This is a genomic window from Candidatus Poriferisodalis sp. (assembly GCF_965262965.1).
Lineage (GTDB): Bacteria > Actinomycetota > Acidimicrobiia > Acidimicrobiales > Poriferisodalaceae > Poriferisodalis.
In genome coordinates this window covers 2,385,904-2,405,031 of sequence record NZ_OZ253573.1, presented here as the reverse complement: position 1 = coordinate 2,405,031, position 19,128 = coordinate 2,385,904, and the positions used below count along the sequence as shown (strand labels likewise).

General features: G+C 65.5%; 22 protein-coding genes and 1 tRNA gene. 15 read left to right on the top strand and 8 right to left on the bottom strand.

The genetic code is table 11. The annotated features are described in order from the left end of the window. Nucleotides 1-43 precede the first annotated feature (43 nt). The 4 genes from ACQY5K_RS11465 to ACQY5K_RS11450 all read left to right on the top strand — a co-directional run bounded on the left by ACQY5K_RS11465 (nt 44) and on the right by ACQY5K_RS11450 (nt 5,466). The gene (locus ACQY5K_RS11465) at nt 44-1,651 is read left to right on the top strand and encodes a helix-turn-helix domain-containing protein (protein ID WP_428115274.1); all 1,608 of its coding nucleotides are present in this window, start codon (nt 44-46) and stop codon (nt 1,649-1,651) included. Between the two features lie 104 nt (nt 1,652-1,755). Continuing rightward, nucleotides 1,756-2,925 carry a substrate-binding domain-containing protein gene (locus ACQY5K_RS11460; RefSeq protein WP_428115271.1) on the top strand — a complete coding sequence of 390 codons (1,170 nt, stop codon included), beginning with the start codon at nt 1,756-1,758 and terminating at the stop codon, nt 2,923-2,925. A gap of 88 nt (nt 2,926-3,013) precedes the next feature. Further along, nucleotides 3,014-4,522 (top strand): sugar ABC transporter ATP-binding protein, encoded by a 1,509-nt coding sequence (locus tag ACQY5K_RS11455; RefSeq protein WP_428115269.1) that lies wholly within the window; start codon nt 3,014-3,016, stop codon nt 4,520-4,522. 2 nt (nt 4,523-4,524) lie between these two features. Beyond that, complete coding sequence (locus ACQY5K_RS11450) at nt 4,525-5,466, top strand: ABC transporter permease (protein ID WP_428115266.1); 942 nt, start codon at nt 4,525-4,527, stop codon at nt 5,464-5,466. Nucleotides 5,467-5,595: 129 nt separating this feature from the next. On the opposite strand, the gene purH is transcribed toward ACQY5K_RS11450, so the two are convergent. Both purH and purN read right to left on the bottom strand, forming a co-directional pair. Continuing rightward, nucleotides 5,596-7,173 carry a bifunctional phosphoribosylaminoimidazolecarboxamide formyltransferase/IMP cyclohydrolase gene (gene purH, locus ACQY5K_RS11445; RefSeq protein WP_428115263.1) on the bottom strand — a complete coding sequence of 526 codons (1,578 nt, stop codon included), beginning with the start codon at nt 7,171-7,173 and terminating at the stop codon, nt 5,596-5,598. Continuing rightward, on the bottom strand, nt 7,170-7,808 hold the full coding sequence (gene purN, locus ACQY5K_RS11440; RefSeq protein WP_428115260.1) for a phosphoribosylglycinamide formyltransferase: 639 nt from the start codon (nt 7,806-7,808) through the stop codon (nt 7,170-7,172). The genes purH and purN overlap by 4 nt, the downstream gene beginning before the upstream one ends. A gap of 38 nt (nt 7,809-7,846) precedes the next feature. Between purN and ACQY5K_RS11435 the strand changes: the two genes are divergently transcribed. The 9 genes from ACQY5K_RS11435 (at nt 7,847) to ACQY5K_RS11395 (ending at nt 13,898) form a co-directional block, all read left to right on the top strand. Further along, nucleotides 7,847-10,819, top strand: a complete 2,973-nt coding sequence (locus ACQY5K_RS11435) for a UPF0182 family protein (protein ID WP_428115258.1) — start codon at nt 7,847-7,849, stop codon at nt 10,817-10,819. Nucleotides 10,820-11,093: 274 nt separating this feature from the next. Next, entirely contained in the window at nt 11,094-11,390 is a 297-nt protein-coding gene (locus ACQY5K_RS11430) for an AbrB/MazE/SpoVT family DNA-binding domain-containing protein (RefSeq protein ID WP_428115255.1), read from the top strand. Then, the gene (locus ACQY5K_RS11425) at nt 11,350-11,820 is read left to right on the top strand and encodes a PIN domain-containing protein (RefSeq protein ID WP_428115253.1); all 471 of its coding nucleotides are present in this window, start codon (nt 11,350-11,352) and stop codon (nt 11,818-11,820) included. Before ACQY5K_RS11430 ends, ACQY5K_RS11425 begins: the two co-directional genes overlap by 41 nt. A gap of 111 nt (nt 11,821-11,931) precedes the next feature. Continuing rightward, nucleotides 11,932-12,008: transfer RNA gene (locus tag ACQY5K_RS11420), tRNA-Met, on the top strand. Between the two features lie 103 nt (nt 12,009-12,111). Continuing rightward, the gene (locus ACQY5K_RS11415) at nt 12,112-12,552 is read left to right on the top strand and encodes a hypothetical protein (RefSeq protein ID WP_428115250.1); all 441 of its coding nucleotides are present in this window, start codon (nt 12,112-12,114) and stop codon (nt 12,550-12,552) included. Continuing rightward, on the top strand, nt 12,531-12,824 hold the full coding sequence (locus ACQY5K_RS11410) for a helix-turn-helix domain-containing protein (RefSeq protein ID WP_428115247.1): 294 nt from the start codon (nt 12,531-12,533) through the stop codon (nt 12,822-12,824). The genes ACQY5K_RS11415 and ACQY5K_RS11410 overlap by 22 nt, the downstream gene beginning before the upstream one ends. A gap of 19 nt (nt 12,825-12,843) precedes the next feature. After that, entirely contained in the window at nt 12,844-13,131 is a 288-nt protein-coding gene (locus tag ACQY5K_RS11405; protein ID WP_428115244.1) for a DUF1971 domain-containing protein, read from the top strand. Nucleotides 13,132-13,181: 50 nt separating this feature from the next. Then, on the top strand, nt 13,182-13,436 hold the full coding sequence (locus tag ACQY5K_RS11400) for a hypothetical protein (protein WP_428115242.1): 255 nt from the start codon (nt 13,182-13,184) through the stop codon (nt 13,434-13,436). A 93-nt stretch (nt 13,437-13,529) separates the two neighbouring features. After that, the gene (locus tag ACQY5K_RS11395) at nt 13,530-13,898 is read left to right on the top strand and encodes a hypothetical protein (RefSeq protein ID WP_428115239.1); all 369 of its coding nucleotides are present in this window, start codon (nt 13,530-13,532) and stop codon (nt 13,896-13,898) included. 112 nt (nt 13,899-14,010) lie between these two features. On the opposite strand, the gene ACQY5K_RS11390 is transcribed toward ACQY5K_RS11395, so the two are convergent. Continuing rightward, nucleotides 14,011-14,730, bottom strand: coding sequence for a Coenzyme F420 hydrogenase/dehydrogenase, beta subunit C-terminal domain (locus tag ACQY5K_RS11390; RefSeq protein WP_428122650.1), 720 nt, complete (start codon nt 14,728-14,730; stop codon nt 14,011-14,013). Nucleotides 14,731-14,759: 29 nt separating this feature from the next. Here ACQY5K_RS11390 and ACQY5K_RS11385 point away from each other — a divergent pair, with 29 nt between their 5' ends. Together ACQY5K_RS11385 and ACQY5K_RS11380 are read left to right on the top strand one after the other, a co-directional pair. After that, on the top strand, nt 14,760-15,116 hold the full coding sequence (locus ACQY5K_RS11385) for a hypothetical protein (protein WP_428115237.1): 357 nt from the start codon (nt 14,760-14,762) through the stop codon (nt 15,114-15,116). Nucleotides 15,117-15,421: 305 nt separating this feature from the next. Further along, entirely contained in the window at nt 15,422-15,817 is a 396-nt protein-coding gene (locus ACQY5K_RS11380) for a hypothetical protein (RefSeq protein WP_428115234.1), read from the top strand. A gap of 151 nt (nt 15,818-15,968) precedes the next feature. Here the strand turns inward: ACQY5K_RS11380 and ACQY5K_RS11375 are convergent, their stop codons facing one another. The 5 genes from ACQY5K_RS11375 to ACQY5K_RS11355 form a co-directional block, all read right to left on the bottom strand. Next, entirely contained in the window at nt 15,969-16,706 is a 738-nt protein-coding gene (locus ACQY5K_RS11375) for an NYN domain-containing protein (protein WP_428115231.1), read from the bottom strand. A gap of 160 nt (nt 16,707-16,866) precedes the next feature. After that, nucleotides 16,867-17,415, bottom strand: coding sequence for a peroxidase-related enzyme (locus ACQY5K_RS11370; RefSeq protein WP_428122648.1), 549 nt, complete (start codon nt 17,413-17,415; stop codon nt 16,867-16,869). Between the two features lie 69 nt (nt 17,416-17,484). Continuing rightward, nucleotides 17,485-17,985: a DUF488 family protein gene (locus tag ACQY5K_RS11365; protein WP_428115229.1), complete on the bottom strand. Its 501-nt coding sequence runs from the start codon at nt 17,983-17,985 to the stop codon at nt 17,485-17,487. Between the two features lie 11 nt (nt 17,986-17,996). Then, complete coding sequence (locus ACQY5K_RS11360) at nt 17,997-18,371, bottom strand: type II toxin-antitoxin system PemK/MazF family toxin (protein ID WP_428115227.1); 375 nt, start codon at nt 18,369-18,371, stop codon at nt 17,997-17,999. After that, the gene (locus tag ACQY5K_RS11355; RefSeq protein WP_428115224.1) at nt 18,371-19,027 is read right to left on the bottom strand and encodes a Panacea domain-containing protein; all 657 of its coding nucleotides are present in this window, start codon (nt 19,025-19,027) and stop codon (nt 18,371-18,373) included. The genes ACQY5K_RS11360 and ACQY5K_RS11355 overlap by 1 nt, the downstream gene beginning before the upstream one ends. Nucleotides 19,028-19,128: the final 101 nt, after the last annotated feature.

Genomic DNA, 19,128 nt, shown 5'->3' with positions numbered 1-19,128 from the left:
GAGCGAAGTCATTCGCGAAGAACTTCCTCAGTAGGTTTGAACCATGGGCAATGAGCGCCCGGTCACGGTGGCGCAGATGCTGGCTTCGCCCGCATTCACCGACGCCGAGATCCTCGCCGGTGAGAGCGGTCTGCATGCGACGGTTTCGGAGGTCGCCCTGCGCATGCGGTTGAGAGACGATTCGCCGCCGAGCCCGGGCGAATTCGTCGTGCTCGATGCTGCTGGAATCGGGGAGCACTTCTACCAGGTCGACATGGCCATCCGCATCATCGCCGACGCTGGGGCGGTGAGCCTTGTCGTCACGAATCCTGGCTTCGAATTGGGACTGGGCGTTCGCCGGCTCGCCAACCGCTTCGATGTCCCCCTGATCGTCGTACCTGACGCCGACGCGTTGCACTTGACTCACCGTCTGCGATCCCAGTTGTGGGCGTCCGACGTCGAGCAGGCCTCAGCAGTGAACTCGTTGCTGGCCACGCTCAGCCAATCACACGTTGCAAGCGTTGACCGGGTGCTCGAGGTCCTTGCCAACCTCAGCGCCTCAAGAGTCTGCTTGCTCGGCCAGGACCGCAGCTTGGTGGCAGGCGAGCCGGTCGACATCGGTGATCGCCGGCTGGCATCCGGCGCGGCTCATCTCGTGGACAACTCGACCGCCGCGGCCTTGCACAGCACTCCGATAGTGCTGACCTTCGGCGAGCGCGCCGAGGAAGCCGACTACTGGCTGGTGGCCGAATGCGGTGGTTCGCGTGGCATGCAGCGCCTGCTCCGATCCCTGATGCTGATCGGCTCCTGGCACTTGGCGGCATTGCTGTCATCGGCGCGAGCACGAACGGAGAGCGACGCGCGCAGACGAATCGCCGTGCTGAATGAGCTCTTGGCGACCAGCGACCTTCACGAACGCGACATCCGCCATCAGATGCTGGCGTTGGGATGGAGCGCTGCGGGATGGAACACCGGTCTCCACTTGACGCTGCGAGGTGCTGACACGACCAGAATCATCGACTTGCACGCAGAAGTGCGCGAGCGGCTGCGCGATGCCGGCCTGGACGGCCCTCTCGTCGAGCGCAACGACGGATGGAGCGGTTGGGTCACCGATGCGGCGGAACCGGCAGCGGAGAGCTACTCGGCGACGGTGCGGCAGCTGGGCGACGCGTTGGAAGCATTCGTGAATGCACACTCGGGCCTACAGGTCCACGCCGGCATCGGCCGCCCCTATCTCGATCTGAACGGACTGCGTCGATCGCTCACGGAGGCTCACGAGGCAGCACTCATCGCCAACGCACGGTTCGGCGGCCGATCCGGTGCTGCTCACATCGACCAACTTGGCGTCCAACGAGTGCTCATGGGCTGGTTCGGTTCCGACGATTTTGCCCGCTATGCGCGGTTCATCCTGCAGCCGGTCCTTGACGTCGACAGCGATCACGAGCTCCTGCGAACCCTCGAGGTGTATCTCGATTCCAGTTGCTCCACGACCGTGGCGGCGCAGATGCTGGGGCTCCATCGCAATACGATCGCCAACCGGATGCGTCGCATCGCCGATCTCTTGGGAGTAGCCCTCGACGACGCTGAGAACAGGCTCTCCCTCCAGCTCGCTTGCCGGATGCTGCGGATACACCGCCAACCGAGCCTTATTGTGCAAAATGCACTTCAATAGGGATTCAGCAGGTCAAGAGGCATAGATCTCCAATTTTGGGCGCACCTTAGTGTGAGGGCGACTCGACACCAGTCGAGTGACACACCAATTGGGGGTGACGCCTTATGGCGACAATCTCGCGAAGGAGACGCTCATTCATCTGGCTGGCTCTCGTTGCAGCCATTTCGTTGGCCACCGCCGCGTGCGGCGACAGCGACGACGGTGGCACGACTGCGAGCCCGGCGGAGACCGCAGCCTCACCCGATGACGGAACCGAGGCCGCTTCGGCGACGGAGCCCGAGGTCGCCGATGAGACCGAACCGACAGCGGCAATGCCTACAGACGACGACGATGCAGAAAGCGAGCCGGATCCCGCCGAGCCCGCTGAACCGTTCCAAGTCGCATACCTGTCGGCCAGTTCGGCGAACACGTGGCTGCTGTCATCCCGCAATGAAATGGAGGCGGTCGCGGCAGCCAACAATGCGGAGGTCACCGAATTCGACGCTCAATTCGACCCGAGCCTGCAGACGACGCAGTTTCAGGACGTGATTGCGTCGGGTGCGTACGACGGTGTCATATTGGTCTCGATCAACGGGATCGGCTCTGCTCCCGACATCGCCGCCGCAGTCGACGCAGGCATGGAAGTAGTCATCTTGAACCAGGTCGTCGGCGAGGACTTCTCCACCTCAGAACCCCAAGTGCCTGGCGTCAGCGCCAACGTGATGGCTGCGCCGTTTGTCAACGGCAGACGTCTCGGCGAGCTCACCGTGCTTGCCTGCGCCGATCGCGACCCGTGCGAAGTCGTGTACATCTACGGGATCAAGGGGCTGCCCATCGATGACGCCGCCCGCGCCGGGCTCGACGAGGTCATCGCTGACCATCCGTCCATCTCGATCGTGGCCGAGGGCGAAGGCCAGTACCTGGGCCCAGAGGGTGGCATCAACGCCACGCAGGACATCCTGCAAGTGGCGCCGGACTTCGACGTGCTCGTCGGTGCAGACCAATCGGTGCAGGGCGCCGAGATCGTGCTTGCCGAAGAAGGCAAGCTGGACCATGTGCGACTCGTCGGATGGGGAGGCTCGACCCCATCGCTTGAAGGCATCGCTGCAGGTCGGTGGTTCGGCGGCGTCTTCGGCGCCCCAGGCGACGAGGGCCGCATCGCGATGGAAGCCATGGTCTCGGCCCTCACTGGCGGCCCCGACTTCGGAGGAGTGGATCCCCTAGCCGCACTGCCAGACAATGGATTGGTGACAGCCGACAACGTGGATCTGTTCACCGCGCAGTGGGACGGCTGAGCCCGTCCTCCGCGCCCCTCCCTCCCGGGGCGGCAACTGGCGCGGCTCAGCGATGACAACCGCCGAAGCGCTTGTGAGCGTGCGCAACGTGAGCAAGCGCTTCGGCGCGACCAATGCCCTGACCGACGTCAGCGTGGAGTTCCACGCCGGACGAGTTCACGGACTCGTCGGCGAGAACGGTGCCGGCAAGTCCACCCTGGCCGGCGTTGTGCTCGGGGTTCATGCGCCTGAGGGGGGCGAACTGTGTCTCGACGGATCGCCGCTGCGCCTCGACAACCCGGCGGATGGCGTTGCTCATGGTCTGGTGGGCGTCGCTCAAGAGCTCTCGCTGCTGCCCGCGATGAGCGTCGTGGACAACGTGGTGCTCGGCACCGAAGAGCACATCGGGCCGTTCTCGAAGCGTCGGGCCGATCGAGCCAGGGTCGAGGCGCTGATTGCCGAACACGGTTTGGAAGTACCCGTCGACGCTCGGGTCGGCTCCCTGCCGGTCGCAGATCAGCAGAAAGTGGAAATACTGCGCGCATTGGGGCGCCGATCCCGCCTGATGGTTCTCGACGAACCCACTGCTCGGCTGGCCAGTCACGAAGCCCTCGAACTGGGGCGCACCGTGCGCGAGCTGGCAGCGCGCGGCGTGGCCGTGGTGTATGTGTCGCATTTTCTGGACGAGGTGCTGTCGGTCTCCGACACGGTGACGATCATGCGGGACGGCCGAATCGTCCGCACCGGCCCGGCAAGCGACGAGACCCACGAGTCGCTGGTGGAGGGCATGACCGGCCACCGTATAGGAGATGTGTTTCCCGCCAAGCCTCCTGCGCCGACACGCGGCGCACCGTTGGTGCTGCAAGTCGACGGGTTGTACTCGGCTCGTACAGACGCACGCGTCATCGACTTCTTCGACGTGTCCTTCAGCATCCGGGCAGGCGAGATTGTCGGGCTGGTGGGGCTGGTCGGCGCAGGAAGAAGTGAGGTCGCGCACGCTGTCTACGGGGGGTCGCGTTTCGGGGCAGGCTCCATCCGGGTGTGCGGGAGCCGCTTGGCGGGTTCGATCACGGATGCACTGGCTGCTGGCGTCTCGCTGATTCCGGAGTCGCGCCGCCAGCAGGGCCTGATCGCCCAGAGATCCGTGCGTGACAACACGACGCTGCCGCACCTTGGCAGCTTCAAAGGCCGGCTCGGCATCCGGACACGCCAGGAAGAACGAGCAGCTGCTGTCGCATGCGACCGCGTGGGAGTGCGCAGGTCGGGCTTGACTGCACGGGTAGCAACGCTCTCGGGCGGCAACCAACAGAAGGTGCTGTTCGCCCGGGCGGCGATGGGACAACCGAGGCTGCTCATCGCCGATGAACCGACGCGAGGCGTGGACGTCGGATCGAAGCGTTCGATCTACGAGACGATCAACGACATGGCCGACACGGGTTGCGCGGTGCTCATGATCTCGTCCGAGCTCGAGGAGGTGATCGGCACCTGCCACCGCGTACTAGTGATGCGCAGAGGCCGGATAGTCGCTGAGTTCGCCGGCGACGAGATCGTCGAGGCTGACCTCCTCGCCGCCGCCTTCGGCAACACGAGCCGATCGACCACCGACACGGACGGCTAAGCGTGAACTCCCGCGCGCTTCCAGCGATCCGGCACTACGGAATCGCCGTCGTCACTGCGGTCCTGTTTGTCTTGTTGGCTGCGACGACGGACGGCTTCTTGAGTCAGGCGAACTTCCGCAACATCCTCGATCAGCAATCAGCGCTGCTCATTGCTGCCTCATTCGCCACCATCACCATGATTGCGGGCGGGTTCGACATCTCGGCTGCATCGGTCTTTGTGGTGGCCCCCCTGTTTGCCCTGCAGGTCGAGAACGCCACCGGCAATGCCGTCTTGGCGGCAGCAGTTGGTGTGGCTGTCGGGCTAGTTGTCGGTGTTGCGAACGGTCTGGTGGTGACCGCCCTGAAGGTCAATTCGTTCATCGCCACGCTGGCCACGTCATTCATGGTGTTCGGAATCGGCTTCCTGGTGAGCGACCGCAGTGTCCTGCGCGCCGCCACCGACGCGTATCCCGCCATCGCACGCACCCGATGGCTGGGTATCACCACCGGCGCATGGCTAGCGGCCGTGGTTGTAGCGACAGCGTGGTTGTTGTTGAGCCGGACACGCTTTGGTCGCCACGTCTACGCGACCGGTGGCAACGCCGAGGCCGCACGTCTCGCGGGTGTTCCGGTCGCGCGTGTCAAGACGATCTGTTTTGCTCTCTCGGGAGCTGCCGCCGGATTGGCCGGGGTGGTGTCGTCGTCGCGTTCGTTGTCGGCGTTGCCCTCGGACGACTTCAGCTTCGTTTTCGGCGTCATCGCCGCGGTGGTGGTGGGTGGGACGTCCATCGCGGGCGGTGAGGGTGCCGTTTGGCGCACCATCGCGGGCGCATTCTTCATTGCCCTGATGATCAACGGCTTCAACCTGCACCAGGTCGACCCCATCTGGCAGAGGGTCATTCAAGGAGCGGTGATTCTTGGAGCCGTATCAATCGACTCCTGGACCCAACGCCGCGAGCGCTAGCACTTGGCCTGTCTGCAGCTTCTGCCTCCGGCAGATGCGTCCCATGCGCGAGGCATTCCTGACGCCCGAGAATGCCCAATGTGTCTGATGGTTTCGGCACTAGTGCCGCTGTGTCTGATGGTTCCGGCACTAGTGCCGGAACTGGCGCTCTCCGGTGAAGAGCATGGCGATGCCGAGGGCGTTGGCGCGGGCGACGACATCGTCGTCGCGCAGGGCGCCGCCGGGTTGGACGACGACGACGGCACCGGCTTCCGCGGCGGCTTCGACGCCGTCGGGAAAGGGGTAGAACGCGTCGCTGGCGCAGGCGCCCCCGGCTGCCCGGCCGTCGGCCTTCGAGGCTGCCAGCAGGCCTGATTCGACTCGGTTCTGCTGGCCTGCGCCGATGCCCCACGCGGTGCGATCACGCGCCAGCACGATGGCGTTCGAGGTGACGTGCCCGCACACACGCCAGGCGAAGCGGGCGTCGGCCAGCTCACGCTCGGTCGGCTTGCGCTCGGTCACCACCTGCCACTCATCGGGCGCAGCGGCGAACGTGTGCGGTGATTGCACCAGCCAGCCGCCGTTGATCTGCCGCAGCGAGAGGCCCACCGGATCCGGTCGCGGCCCCTCCAGCACCCGCGTATTGCGACGCTTGGCTGCGATTCGCTCGATGACGCCGTCCTCGTAGCCGGGAGCGATCACCAAGTCGGCCTGCGCTGCTTCCTCGAGACGCTCGACGGTGGCCAGGTCCACCACTCGGTTGAACGCCACGATGCCGCCGAACGCCGAGCGCGCATCACAGTCGTATGCACGCTGGTACGTGTCGGCCAGGTCGTCGCCCGCGGCCGCTCCACACGGGTTGGCATGCTTGACGATCACGACAGCCGGCGAGCCCTCAGCGCCGCCGAGGTCATGCACGATCCGCCAGGCCGCGTCGGCATCGAAGAAGTTCAGGTAGCTGAGCGCCAGCCCGCCGTGCTGGACGGTGTGGTCCCACCACGTCAACGACCCCACCGGCCGGTACCGGGCCCCGAGGTGGTGCGGGTTCTCGCCGTATCGGCACTCGTCGACACGCTCCAGCGCCAGATGAACCGTGGGCGGCAGCGACGAAGCATCGCCCGCATCGGCTGTACCGCCTGCACCGCGCGCTTCACCCCCATCGCCGGCGATCTCCTCATCGAGCCAGCCGACGATGGCGGCGTCATACGCGGCGGTGTGTGCGAACGCGGCACGCGCCAGGCGGCGTCGCGTCGCAGCACTCAGCGCGCCGTGCTCGCCCAGCTCAGCCAGCACCGGTTCGTAGTCGGCCGGATCCACCAGCACGCCCACGCCGCCGGCGTCGTTGCCGTGGTTCTTGGCCGCTGCGCGCACCATTGCCGGCCCGCCGATATCGATCAGCTCGGGCCCGGGCTCAGATCGAAACGGGTACAGGTTGCACACCACCAGGTCGATGGCCGCAATGCCGTGCTCGTCCAGCGACGCCAAGTGCACGGGCTTCGACCGGTCGGCCAGGATCCCGCCGTGGATGCGCGGGTGCAACGTCTTCACCCGGCCGTCGAGCATCTCCGGGTTGCCGGTCACGTCCTCGACGGCCAGCACCGCCACGCCGGCACCGGCCAGCGCCGACGCTGTGCCGCCGCTCGAGACGATCTCCCATCCCAGCTCCGACAGCCGCGCAGCGAAGTCCACCACGTCTGTCTTGTCCCACACCGAGATCAACGCCCTCATCGGCTTCCCTTCTCCGCTCTGCGGCGTTTCGCTTGCTCGCAGCTTGCTCGGCGGCATTGCTCGACGAACTCTGCGATTGTCGCCGGGTAGAGCTCTCGCTCAACCGTCTTGATGCGTTCGTGCAGTGACGCTTCGTCATCGGTGGCCGCCACGGGCACCGCACGCTGCGCCAGGATCGGGCCGGCGTCCACCTCGGGGATCGCCACATGCACCGTGCAGCCGGTCTCGGAAACCCCCGCTGCCAGCGCATCGCGCACCGCGTGCCAGCCCGGGAATGCGGGCAGCAGCGATGGGTGCGTGTTCAGTACCTGTCCGGCAAAGCGGCCCAAGCAGCACTCGAAGAACGTCTCGCTCAGCACGGTCCCGAAGCCGGCCATCGCCACCACGTCGATCTGGCGCGCTGCCAGCACCCGAGCCAGCTCGGCGCTGTAGCCGTCGCGGTCGAACCGGCGTCGCGAGCCGTCGGCGGCCGTCCACTCGTCCCGAATGACCGACACCGTGTCCATGCCGGCGTCGGCGGCTACCGCCAGCCCCCTGCATGGGCGGTCCGCTGCCACGAGGTCCACACCCAGCCCACGGCCGAGCATTGCTTCGAGATTCGAGCCGGTTCCCGAGACCAATACCGCTAGGCGCACCCCGACGAACCTACGCGCCCCAGTAGCCTCGCACCTGTATGCGCCCACCCGAGGAAATGCCGCCCTCCACCCCCCCACAGCAGCCTCCGCAGGTGCCGCGCCGCCGCAATGTGAGGCGCTTCCGCGTCATCATCGGCCTCGTCGTGCTTGTCGGCTTCATTCTGCTGCTGTCGGTGCGTGGACTGGCCGGCTTCTACACCGACTATCTGTGGTTCGACAGCCTGGGCTACGCCTCGGTGTTTTGGAAGGTGCTGTGGGCCAAGATCGGCCTCGGCCTGCTGTTCACGGCGATCTTCTTCGTCCTGTTGTGGGTGAACCTGTTCATCGCCGAGCGCTTTGCGAGCAAGTCGCAGCTTCCGGGGCCGGCCGAGGACGTCGCTGCGCGCTGGCACCAGCTGACCGGTCGCCGCCGGGGCCTGGTGCGCCTCGGGGTCTCGCTGATCTTGGCGCTGATGGTCGGGGCTGGGGTCTCGGGCCGCTGGCAGGAGTGGCTGTTCTTCATCAACGCCACCGACTTCGATCTCGCCGATCCGCAGTTCGGCCGCGACGTCGGCTTCTACCTCTTCCGCCTGCCCTTCCTGACGTTCTTGGTGAGCTGGGTGTTCGCGGCCGTCTTGGTCACGTTCATCTTCACCGCCATCTGGCATTACCTCAATGGCGCGATCCGGCTGCAGGCCCCCGCGGGCAGCCGTGTCATGCCGCAGGTGAAGGCCCACCTGTCGCTGCTGCTGGGCATCTTGGCGCTCACCAAGGCGGTCGGCTACTACTTCGACCAGTTCGAGCTGACGCTGTCGACGCGGGGCTTCGTGGACGGCGCCACCTACACCGACGTCAAGGCGCAGCTGCCGGTGCTGCAGCTGCTCATGGTCATCAGCGTGTTCAGCTTCGTGCTGCTGGTGGTGAACATCTGGCGGCGCGGCTTCACCTATCCGGTGCTCGCTGTGGCGCTGTGGGCGGTGATCGCCGGCCTGGCCGGGGCGGCGTACCCAGCAATCGTCCAGCGGTTCCAGGTGGAGCCGTCGGAGTCCACCAAAGAGGCTCCCTATATCCAGCGCAACATCGAGATGACCCGCATCGCGCTCGGCATCGACGGCGTGATGCCGCGCGAGTTCAACTATGTGCCGACGCTGACCGCGGAAGACATCGAGAACAACATCGACACGGTCCGCAATGTGCGGTTGCTCGACCCCGCCGTCATGCAGGACACGTTCCAGCAGACGCAGGGCATCAAGAGCTTCTACGACTTCCGCGACATCGACGTCGACCGCTACGAGATTGACGGCAAGATCACCCAGATCGTGCTGGCGGCGCGCGAGCTGAACCCGGCCGACCTCCCGACCGACACCTGGGAGACCGAGCACGTCGCGTACACCCACGGCTACGGCGTGGCGGCGGCGCCGGCCAACGCAGTGAACGCCAACGGCCGTCCGGCGTACGCGCTGGGCGACATTCCGAACGTGGCAATCCCCGGCGCCGAAGCGCTCGCGCTGGACGAGCCGGGGCTGTATGTGGGCGAGGGCCTGTCGGGCTACGCCATCGTCGGCGCCCAGCGTGACGAGGTCGACTTCCAGGATGACGACGACCGCACCGAGTCCACTCGCTATGACGGCGCCGACGGCGTCGGCATCGGCGGGTTCCTGCGCCGGATCGCGTTCGCGCTGCGCTTCGCCGAGCCGAACTTGGTGGTGTCGGGCGAGATCAGCGGCGACAGCCGCATCCTGTACAACCGCGATGTCGCCGATCGGGTGAAGCTGCTAGCGCCGTTCCTGGACTACGACAACGATCCGTATCCCGTCGTCATCGACGGGAAAGTGAAATGGGTGCTCGACGCCTACACCACCAGCACGCAGTTCCCGTACGCGCAGCGTGCCAGCACCCGGGCGGTGCGGTCAGGCGATCTCAGCCGGCCGCACAACTACGTGCGCAACTCGGTGAAAGCCGTGGTGGATGCGCACGACGGGACGGTCACCTTCTACATCATCGACCCGAGCGATCCGATCGCCCAGTCCTACGCCAGGCAGTTCGGCGACCTGTTCGCCGACGGCGATCCGCCGATCGAGCTGCAAGAGCACTTCCGCTATCCCGAGGACCTGTTCCGGATTCAGACCGATGCCTGGGGCCGCTACCGCATCACCGACCCGGCCGAGTTCTACGACGCCGCCGGCGCGTGGGCCGTGGCGCAGGACCCGGGCGACTCGATCGGTCAGACCACCGTCGAGACGGTGCGTGACGCGACCACGGGCCAGATCATCTCGACATCCGAGGCTCGGATCTCGCCGCAGTACCTGCTGTTCCGATTGCCGGGGGACGACTCTGAGTCGTTCGTGATCTTCCGGCCGTTCGTGCCGTTCTCCGAGGATGATTCTCGAAAGAACCTTGAAGGCTTCATGATCGTGCACAACGATCCGGACCGGTATGGCCAGATCGAGGTGTTCGAGATCCGCTCCGATCAGCCGATCGATGGGCCTGCGCTGTTCAACTCGAACATCCAGACCGAAGAAGAGATCTCCGAGCGCCTGACGCTGTTGAACCAGAACGGCTCGGTGGTGCGGCCCGGCAACCTGCTGCTGATCCCGGTGGAGAACTCGCTGCTGTACGTGCGCCCGCTGTTCATCGCGGCGACGGGCCCGACGGCGGTGCCCGAGCTGCAGCTGGTGATCGCCGGCATCGGGTCTGAAGTGGTCATCGCCGAGACGTTCGAAGCCGCCCTTGAGAAAGCCATCGGCGCGGTCGACCTCGCATTGAGCGACGCCGCGAGCCGCGCAACACTTGGCGACGTCGCAGACGATCAGGCCGACGACACGTCGAGTGCGGGCGATGATGATGCTCCTGCCGACGGCGAACCCGACACCGCGACAGTGAGCAACCTGCTGGAGCGGGCCGCACGGGCGTTCGACCGGGCCGACACCGCCCTGCGTGACGGCGACTTGGCCACCTATCAGGAAGCCGTCGACGAGGCTCAGGGCCTCATCGCCAGGGCCGCCCGCATCCTCGAACAAGCCGCCAACTAGCGCTGTTCCGGCCCCATCGCCCGCGGTGCGGCTGCCAACTGTGGGCTGAGATGTTCGCGAGCGGTGGACTAGGAGCGCTACCGCTTGGTGGGCTCGCAATCCTCTGAGATGTCTGCTCATCCCATGTGATGTCGATAAATCGCTGGTGCCCGCGACGAGCGAGCGACATGATGGGCGGACTTTGGGGGCTGGTGGAGTGGTCGAGAACTCGTATTGCACGTGCCGACGGCCACGGATGATGAGACAAGGAATATGTCCTTGTTAGAGTAAGGATATGTCCAAAGTGACAAGCAAGTTGCAAGTGACGGTGCCCAAGGCGTTGGCGGATCGTTACGGCATTCGCCCCGGCGATGACATTCGATTCGAAGAAGCCGGTGAGGTCATTCGAGTAGTGCCCGCTTCGGCGTCTGCGCAGGTTGACCTAGCGGACGTAGCAACTCGTCTTCGCCTCTTCGATGTCGCGACCGAGCGGCAACGAGAACGGGACGCGGTTTGGACGCAAGTCGACGCAGGCTCAAGGGGTTGGACCCGTGACGAGCTCCATTTGCGTGGCGGGCCCCGTGCTGATTGACACCAACATCCTCGTGTATCGCGTCGATCCGAGGTTCCCCGAGAAGCAACAGATCGCGACCGAGCAGATGCGCGCCGGCATCGCATCAAGCAGCGCGCACATCGCCCACCAGTCGATCATCGAATTCGTTGCCGCGACCACCCGAGGTGGGCCGGAGCGACGCCTCCTCGACTTCGCCGAAGCCGCCCGAGAGGCCGAGGAGATGATGGTTCAGTTCCCAATCGTCTACCCCGATGCGGCCGTCCTGCGCACTGCACTGCGGGGCGTGGCGGCATATGGCATGTCGTGGTTCGATGCGCATATGTGGGCCTGCGCCGAGGTCAACGGCATCACCGAACTGCTGTCCGAAGACTTCGAACACGGTCGGATGTACGGCACGGTGATGGTGCGAAACCCCTTCGTTCGTCCGGCCGCAAGGCCGAACGCCTGATCGCAAGGGCTGCCCGCATCCTCGAACAAACCGCCAACTAACGCTGTTCGCAGGGTCGCGGCAGCCGCATTGCTGGTCTCGGGAGGCCGCTGGTAGCCTTGCCGTTCTCGCCGCGGGGTGGAGCAGTCTGGAAGCTCGTCGGGCTCATAACCCGAAGGTCGCAGGTTCAAATCCTGCCCCCGCCACCAATTTGGGAGGCCCGGAACCTGTTGAAGTTCCGGGCCTTGCGCATTTGGAGCCAGCCCTTGACGTGCGTCGTGAGGGCTGTGGGTGCCCGATATTCGGACGTGAGTGCTGACCAGGCACGATGTGCTGCGATTCTCGTGCCTCGTGTTTCGCATTCTGTACCGCTTCCTCGCGGCGCTGGCCGGTCTGGCCGTGCGCTCGGGCCGTTCCAACGATCTCGAGATCATCGTGTTACGCCACCAACTGACGGTGCTGCGCCGGCAGGACAATCGGCCCCAGCTCAACCACAACGACCGGACCCTGCTGGGCGCGATCGCCGCTGCGGTTCGCCGGCTGGTCATCGACATGGCCACCGACAACCCCACCTGGCGATACCGCCCTACTGCGCCGCTGCTACCTGCTGTTGTGCATCGACACCACAAACCGAGAGGTCTTCTTCGCCGGCATCACCACCAACCCAACCGGCGCCTGGACCACCCAAGCAGCCCGCAGCCTGTTCCTGCGCCACAACGAACGACTCGCCGATGCCCGAGCACTCGTCGGTGACCGTGGCAGCCAATTCATCGACACCTCCGACCCTGGGGGATCCCCCGCATTCAGACCAGGACGCTCGCACCACCGACTCCACCCTCAAACGCGAAGCGCCGGCAAACACGGGCCACGATCTGACCCAGGCTGAGTTGGCTGAGCGCTGCGGCATCGATCAGGCTGACATCAGTCGGATCGAACGCGGTGCGACGAGTCCCACCGCTCGCACACTGCAACGAACCGCAGCTGCTCTCGACGCCGACGTTCGTGTCGTGGCACGCGCCTCGTGACCGGTCACGGGCGAGTTCGGTGACCGAGAGCGGCGACGGGCCGGAAGTCCCGGCGACGGCGGTCCGAGGGCGCCGCACACCCACATTCAGCCTCGACACGGTGCCTGCCGCGCTCACGAACGCACACGTCACGGCCACATGGGCCGAGCTCGTTGTGCTCGGCGGCTCGGTGGTCTTCGTCGACGAGTCGCCGCGGCGGATCGTCGCTGCGCCCGGCAGTCGAGTCCCGATCATTCCCGGCGTCCGCCACCACGTCGAGCCCGACACGAGCGCCGAGTTCTACGTCCAGTTCTACGAGCGGAGCTAGCCGTGCTTTCGGGCTTTGCTCGTTGTCGGCACCAATAGCCTCCAAGACACATGCTGATGGCTGCGTCAGCACCACCGCTGTTGACCGAACTTGCGATTCTGCTGGTAGCAGGAACGCTGATCGCTTTCCTTTCTTCGCGGTTCGGTGTCTTGCCGATCGTCGGCTTCCTGATCGCCGGCGCGGTGATCGGACCCGGCGGCGCCATTCAGGTGGGCCTGACCACCGGAGTCGTCACAGCGATCGTCGCTGCCTTCGGCGTCGATTGGCGAACGTCGATCTTCACCTGCGCGACCACGCTGTCGTGAACGGCTTCGGGCCCCGGGCCCGCCGGATCGTGGCTGCCCTCGAGTTGGCGAACGTGCCCCACACCGTCGTCTCGATGGACCCAGCAGCGAGCAATGGGCAGCCGCGACGGGCCGCACGGTGGTGGCAGGCGACATGTCCGTCAATTCATCGCGGACCGGGCAGGCTTGCGAGACGCGCGGGTTGCTCTTTCGGTGGACAGCCCGCCGTTCGCCATCGAACAATTCGCTCGCATCGCACGTGAGCACAACCCTGAGATTGCGGTGCTCGCTTGGGCGGCCGACCCCGCCGATCTGGAGCGCGACGGGCTCGTCGACCATGTCGTCGCTGAACGGCAGGCTGCCCTCGATGCGCTCATTGTCCATGTTCTCGGTCACTTCGAAGTGCCCGAGCCGGACAGCGAAGCTGTCACGCACGCGGTCTTGCATGACGATGACTCCGAAGACGATCGCCCGAGTCACTGACCCCCAGGCATTCGTCCTGAGGCTCGTCGGGCTCGTACGTATCTTCAACGCTGATTGCCTTGGTCGGAGCGCCAGAGATCGCGTCGGCAGCTTGACCTCGCGAGGTTGCAGGTCAGTCTGTGAGCTGGCGGGATCGCGCCGCCTCGATCCTTTGTTGTGCGCCGGCGCGCTGTTGTTCGAACCGTTCCGGGTCCATCCGGCTGCCGAGTTCGGCGATCCGCAGGCCGTGGGTCTCGATGGGGGAGATGCCGGCGTCTGACAGCCCTTGGTAGCGGGTGGCCAGGGCTTCCTTCCTGCGTACCTGGTGCGGTTGGAGGTTGTCGAATTGGCGGGGTGTGATGGGGTCGTCGAGGGCGAGGTCGCCGGATGCGATCGCCGAGGCCACCAGTTCATCGCCGACGACGGTGCGGACGATGATGCCGTTGAACCCCTCGTCCTCGCCCGTCGGTGCACCCCCGGGCCAGACATCGGCCGCGGCGACGTCGGAGGCTTCGCCGAGGGCGTCGGGGCACAGCTTGCAGCGGGTCTCGACCTCCCAGCCGGACTCGTCTTCCCACATGTCCAGGTAGGTCTTGGCGTAGCGATCGCCGGCGGCGGTCTCGATGACCGTGGGTCCCGGGTTGCCGTGCCCGCGGTAGCGGAACAGCGTGACCTCGCTTTCGTCGACGCCGAGTTCGTGGAGGACCGCTTGCGACTTCGACAGGCGCGACTGGCCGCCGCAAACGAGCGCCAAGCGGATCACGCACAGCTCGTCGACCCGGGGGTCGGACTTCGAGAGGGCATGCACGGCCCCGAGATCGCAGGTCGGGCCTCGGCGACTGCGCCCGGGCAGGCAGCCAAGAGCTGGGTTCTTCGTGGTGCGTGAACGCGTCAGTAGTCGAGGGCCGCAGCGACCCTGCGGGAGTCATCTCCATCGTGACCCTGCCGCCGGTGAGCGCCTCGCACAGCCCGCAGCCCATGCACAGGTCGTTGGCGACGACCTCCGCAATGGAGTTCGCTGTGATGGGCGGCGCTGGCTCGTCGGTCATTGTGTGGTTCAGCGTGACACACGGGCGTGGGGGCGCGAACGAGCTGTCTGAGGCGGATCGGCGCCTCACTATGGTGGGCCGCGTCGAGGTGAACGTCTATGAGTGTCGGCGCCGAGTCCAACCCTTCCCCTCGAGAGCCACCGGTGAGGTCGTCGTCGCCGTCTTCGTGGCGTCGGCCCCGCTGGGCTGATGGGCGGTTGATCAGTCCGCGCGATGACGGGATCGCCGCGTGGATCAAGATCGGCTCCTGGTGTCTGGCCGCAGCCGGATTCTGGTTGTTCGGGTTGGCGGGCATTCCGACCAGTGCAACGGTGCCTGGGGCCGGGTTGGTGGTTGTGCTGTTGGTGGCTGTGTCGGTTGGTGCTCTGCGGGTGGTGAACGTTCGGGCTCTTTCGGTGGCTGAGCGTGGGTCGTGGGCCGTTGCCCCAGTCGAGTACATGTTGCTCGACACTGCTGGTTCGACGACTTGGTGGCGGGCGGCACGTTGGCCGTTATGTGGCCGCCGGTGGCGTCATCGCCTACATCGCCGGGTTCGCCGCGCCGGTGTTGTTGTCCTTGGCACTGTGGGCGCTTGGGCGGATGAGCGCGCCGGATCTCGGCGTTTCGTCATGGTGGGGATCGTTGGGCTCCGCGCTGCTCATGCCGCTCGCCGCGGTGTGGCTGGCGTTCCGGCGCAGCGTGCGGCTGGGTGCTGCGTTGTTCGCCGCGTCGATGTATGCCTCGTTCGTGTTCGGCTACCTGCTCCACTTCGTCATCGACAGCCCAGACCTGCACTCGAATGTCGTCGGTGACGGCGCCGGCGTGTTCTTCCACACGGCGCTGAGCCTGGCGCTCATCGAGTTCGTCGGTTTCGCGATCGGGCTGGTTGCCGCGGTACGACGGATTCGCTGAGAGCTGTGCGGGCAGTGTCGCGGTGGGCTCGACGGCGAAGCAATGCTCGACGCTGTCGGGCATGGGGACTATTTCCTTGCTTTCGCGAATGGCACCACCTAGGGTGAGCACTTAGACCACCCGGCCCTTGAGGGGCCGGGTTTTCTTTTGCCTACCAGCCCGTCGGTTTGGACAGGGTGCCGACCGGATCGGGGAGTTGGCAGCTGGTGAAGTCAGTCGCACTCAGCTGTCGCCACCAGTGGCCGCCAACGCCGTCGTTGGGTTGACCTGCGAGATCGCCTGCAAGCCATCGGTTGCTTGGGTTGACGGTTCCCACTGGCACGCGCAGACGGCTTTCGCGAACGGGAAGGCTCAGGTCGCTGTCATTCGTGATCACGACGGCTGCGTCGACACGTTCCGTCAGCACGTCAACCAGGAGCTGCGAAGCGAGGTTGACATCGGCCCCCTTCTCTTCGCTGCGGATATGTGACGCCATGAAGACCGCATCGGGGACATCAACGCCCGAGGAATCCTGCACCATGATTGGCCACTGCGATGTCACGACCTTCGGTTTGCGGTCTCGGCCGGCGACAGCGAGTGGTGACCGCACGACTCGTGCAACGAATCTGCCCACCAGGATTCGGTCAAACGATTGGTGGTGCCGCAGCGCCGCCACATAGCGGTCTTGATGACTCCTGCCGTTGCTGTTTCTGCGCCCGTCAACGAACGCCGTGCAGTACACGACTCGATCCAGCACCGCACCTTGAGCAACCCACGACGGGACTCCACCGATCAAGCGCAATGCGAGTTGGCGGAGGTCGAGCCAGCGCCATCCGGCCTGGCTGCGTCCGCAGATTGAGCGCCCTCCGTAGAACAGGTTCAGTCCGTCGATGTAGGCCCCGACTCTCATCAGTCACCTTCGCTCGCGAGGTTTGAACACGAGACGGTTGCACAGACTGTGCCACGCGGCCTTCTACTTTTCTCCTGACCGGACTGCTGACGCTGCGCAGGCGCAGGGAGCGGTCCGTCGCCGGACACGGCGTCTAACCGGGCGCAGCGTGGGCTGGGGGTCAGTCGGGGATCCAGTCTTCGGTTTGGAGGCCGAGCCCGTCGGCGATGCGGTTGGCATACGCGTAGTAGCCGACGACTTCTGTGATGTCGAGGATGTCCCGGTCGCTGAAGCCGGCTTCGCGCAGGGCGTCGACGTCGGCGTCGCTGGTCGCGGCTGGGGTCTGGGTGAGCTTGACGGCGAATCGGAGCATGGCGGTGCGCTTGGGCGACAGCGGGGCGGTGGTCCAGTCGTGCTCGACGGCGGCGACGAGTTCGTCGTGTTTGAGGAGGCGGCGCAGACCGCGCCGGTGGTGGACCACTCAGTAGTGGCAGTCGTTGGTGAGGCTGACGACCAGGGCGATGAGCTCGCGTTCGGCCTTGCGCAGCGTGGCGGTGCCGGCCATGGCCGACTCGTATAGGCCTTGGTGTGCAGCCATGGAGCGGGGGTTCAGCGAGTGGATGGCGAGGATGTTGTCGACCCGGCCGTAGGTGGGGTCCACGACCCGGGGATACAGCTCGCCGAGGGGGCCGTCCCAGGCGTCGTCAGGAATGACCGTGATGCGTGCCATGAGCCAGCGTGACACACGAGCAGGCGAATCCGTGAGCTGGCGACTCCGCGGTTGCTCGTAGCCGCCGCGCTAGAGGTTCGTCACGCGCAGGGCTCGGTCCTCGGTCTGGAGCGCACGCGCGATCAGGCTGCGATGGCACGTCCGATGGTCGCGTTCGAAACACAAGAGGGCTACGTGCTCGTTTCGCAGCACTTGTTTCAGGTGCTTCAAGTCTTCCGCGCCGTCGGCGAGCAGCCGATTGTCAAAGAATCTGACGGCGCGTTCATCGCCTGAACGGAGAGCGGCACGATTCTCCTTGGGATTGCCCAGTTCCTTCAGGTGTTCGTAGGAAATTCCGGACTCTGCAAGCGCCTCGTGCAGCTTGCGCTTCGAGAAGCCTCGAATACGGCTCACCGCGTTCTCGCGAACATCGACGACCAGCGTGACGCCTGCCGCAGCGAGGACTTCGATGAACTCGGCGATGTCGCGTCCCTGGTAGCCGATGGTGCCGATGCGATGGAGGCTCGAATGGGCAAGCCTGTGCTCCTGGCCGACAGACATGCGGGCTGCGGAGCCGTCTTCGCATTGCATCGTCAGCCGGCTCAACCCTCGCCGACGAGTCCGACGTACTGAGCGACTCTCGTTTGGGTCTCGGACAGTTTCTGCGGTGTAAGCGTTCCGCTCAGATCGCCGAGTCGTCGCTTCGCAATCGGCTGCAATGCCGGCACCCTGATCCACGATTTCTTGACGCAGCCAGACTCGCCTGCACCGAGCTTCACGCACAATCTCGTTCGGGAGGTCGTGGAGCTTGACAATGGGCACCCCAGCACGAGGCTCCAATCCTGCTCCCCATTGAACATCGCTGCGCTGAGCACGACGAATCGTCTCCCGTCCGGGTGCGGGTCATATTCGTCGCCGAAGGTGATGTGCTCATCCGCGACAAAGTAGATGCCGCCAGCGACGGGGGAGCGCTGCACTATTCCGCAAGGAGAATGCGGTTCGCCTCAGCGCGTGCCGTCTGGAGTGGCACCAACAGCTCTTCGCTGCAGCCCGCGGGTGCCGGTCCGTCTTCGTCGTCGTGAGATTCGAGTTCTGTCAGCCGCCGCTGCAGTTTCCCGACAACTCCGGTGATGTCGGGCAGCGGTGCGCTCTCGCCGAGGTCAAGGAAGCCGCCGCGTTCGCCACCGTCTTGAGCTTCGAGCATCGGCTCAGTCTCGTACGTCAGGTCCTTCAGTTCCGTGGCACTGAGGTGCCCGTGCTCGGCCAACACCGCGTCGAGGTGTGCGATGTACCGATCGGATTCGTCGAGGAGTTCGACTGAGCGTGCCGGAGCAGACAAGCGGTACTCGGGCTTGCCGTACCAGTTCCACGTTCGGTTCATTGTGACGTGCCCTGCCGCGACGAGATCGTTCTCGACGTTCAGAAGCCGATCTGAGAACGGGCCATGTTTCAGCCACTGCCAAGCGACCCCCGACCCTGGCGCGCCGTCATGGTTGATGGATCGCAAGTCGGCCAAGTACAGGAGCTTGGCGACCTTCGTGCGGCTCATGCGCAACTGTCGCGATGCGGCCAGCCCGAGCAGTTCGCGTATGGCTCGGGCGGCTCGCGTTGCGTCCGTCCGAAGCCGAGCCACGATGCCAGCGTAACCACCCGTCGCTCGAATGGGCGGTGCCCCTCGACGTCTCAACATGTCGAAATGCTGCAGGAGGGGTGTGACATCGAGCCATTTCCACG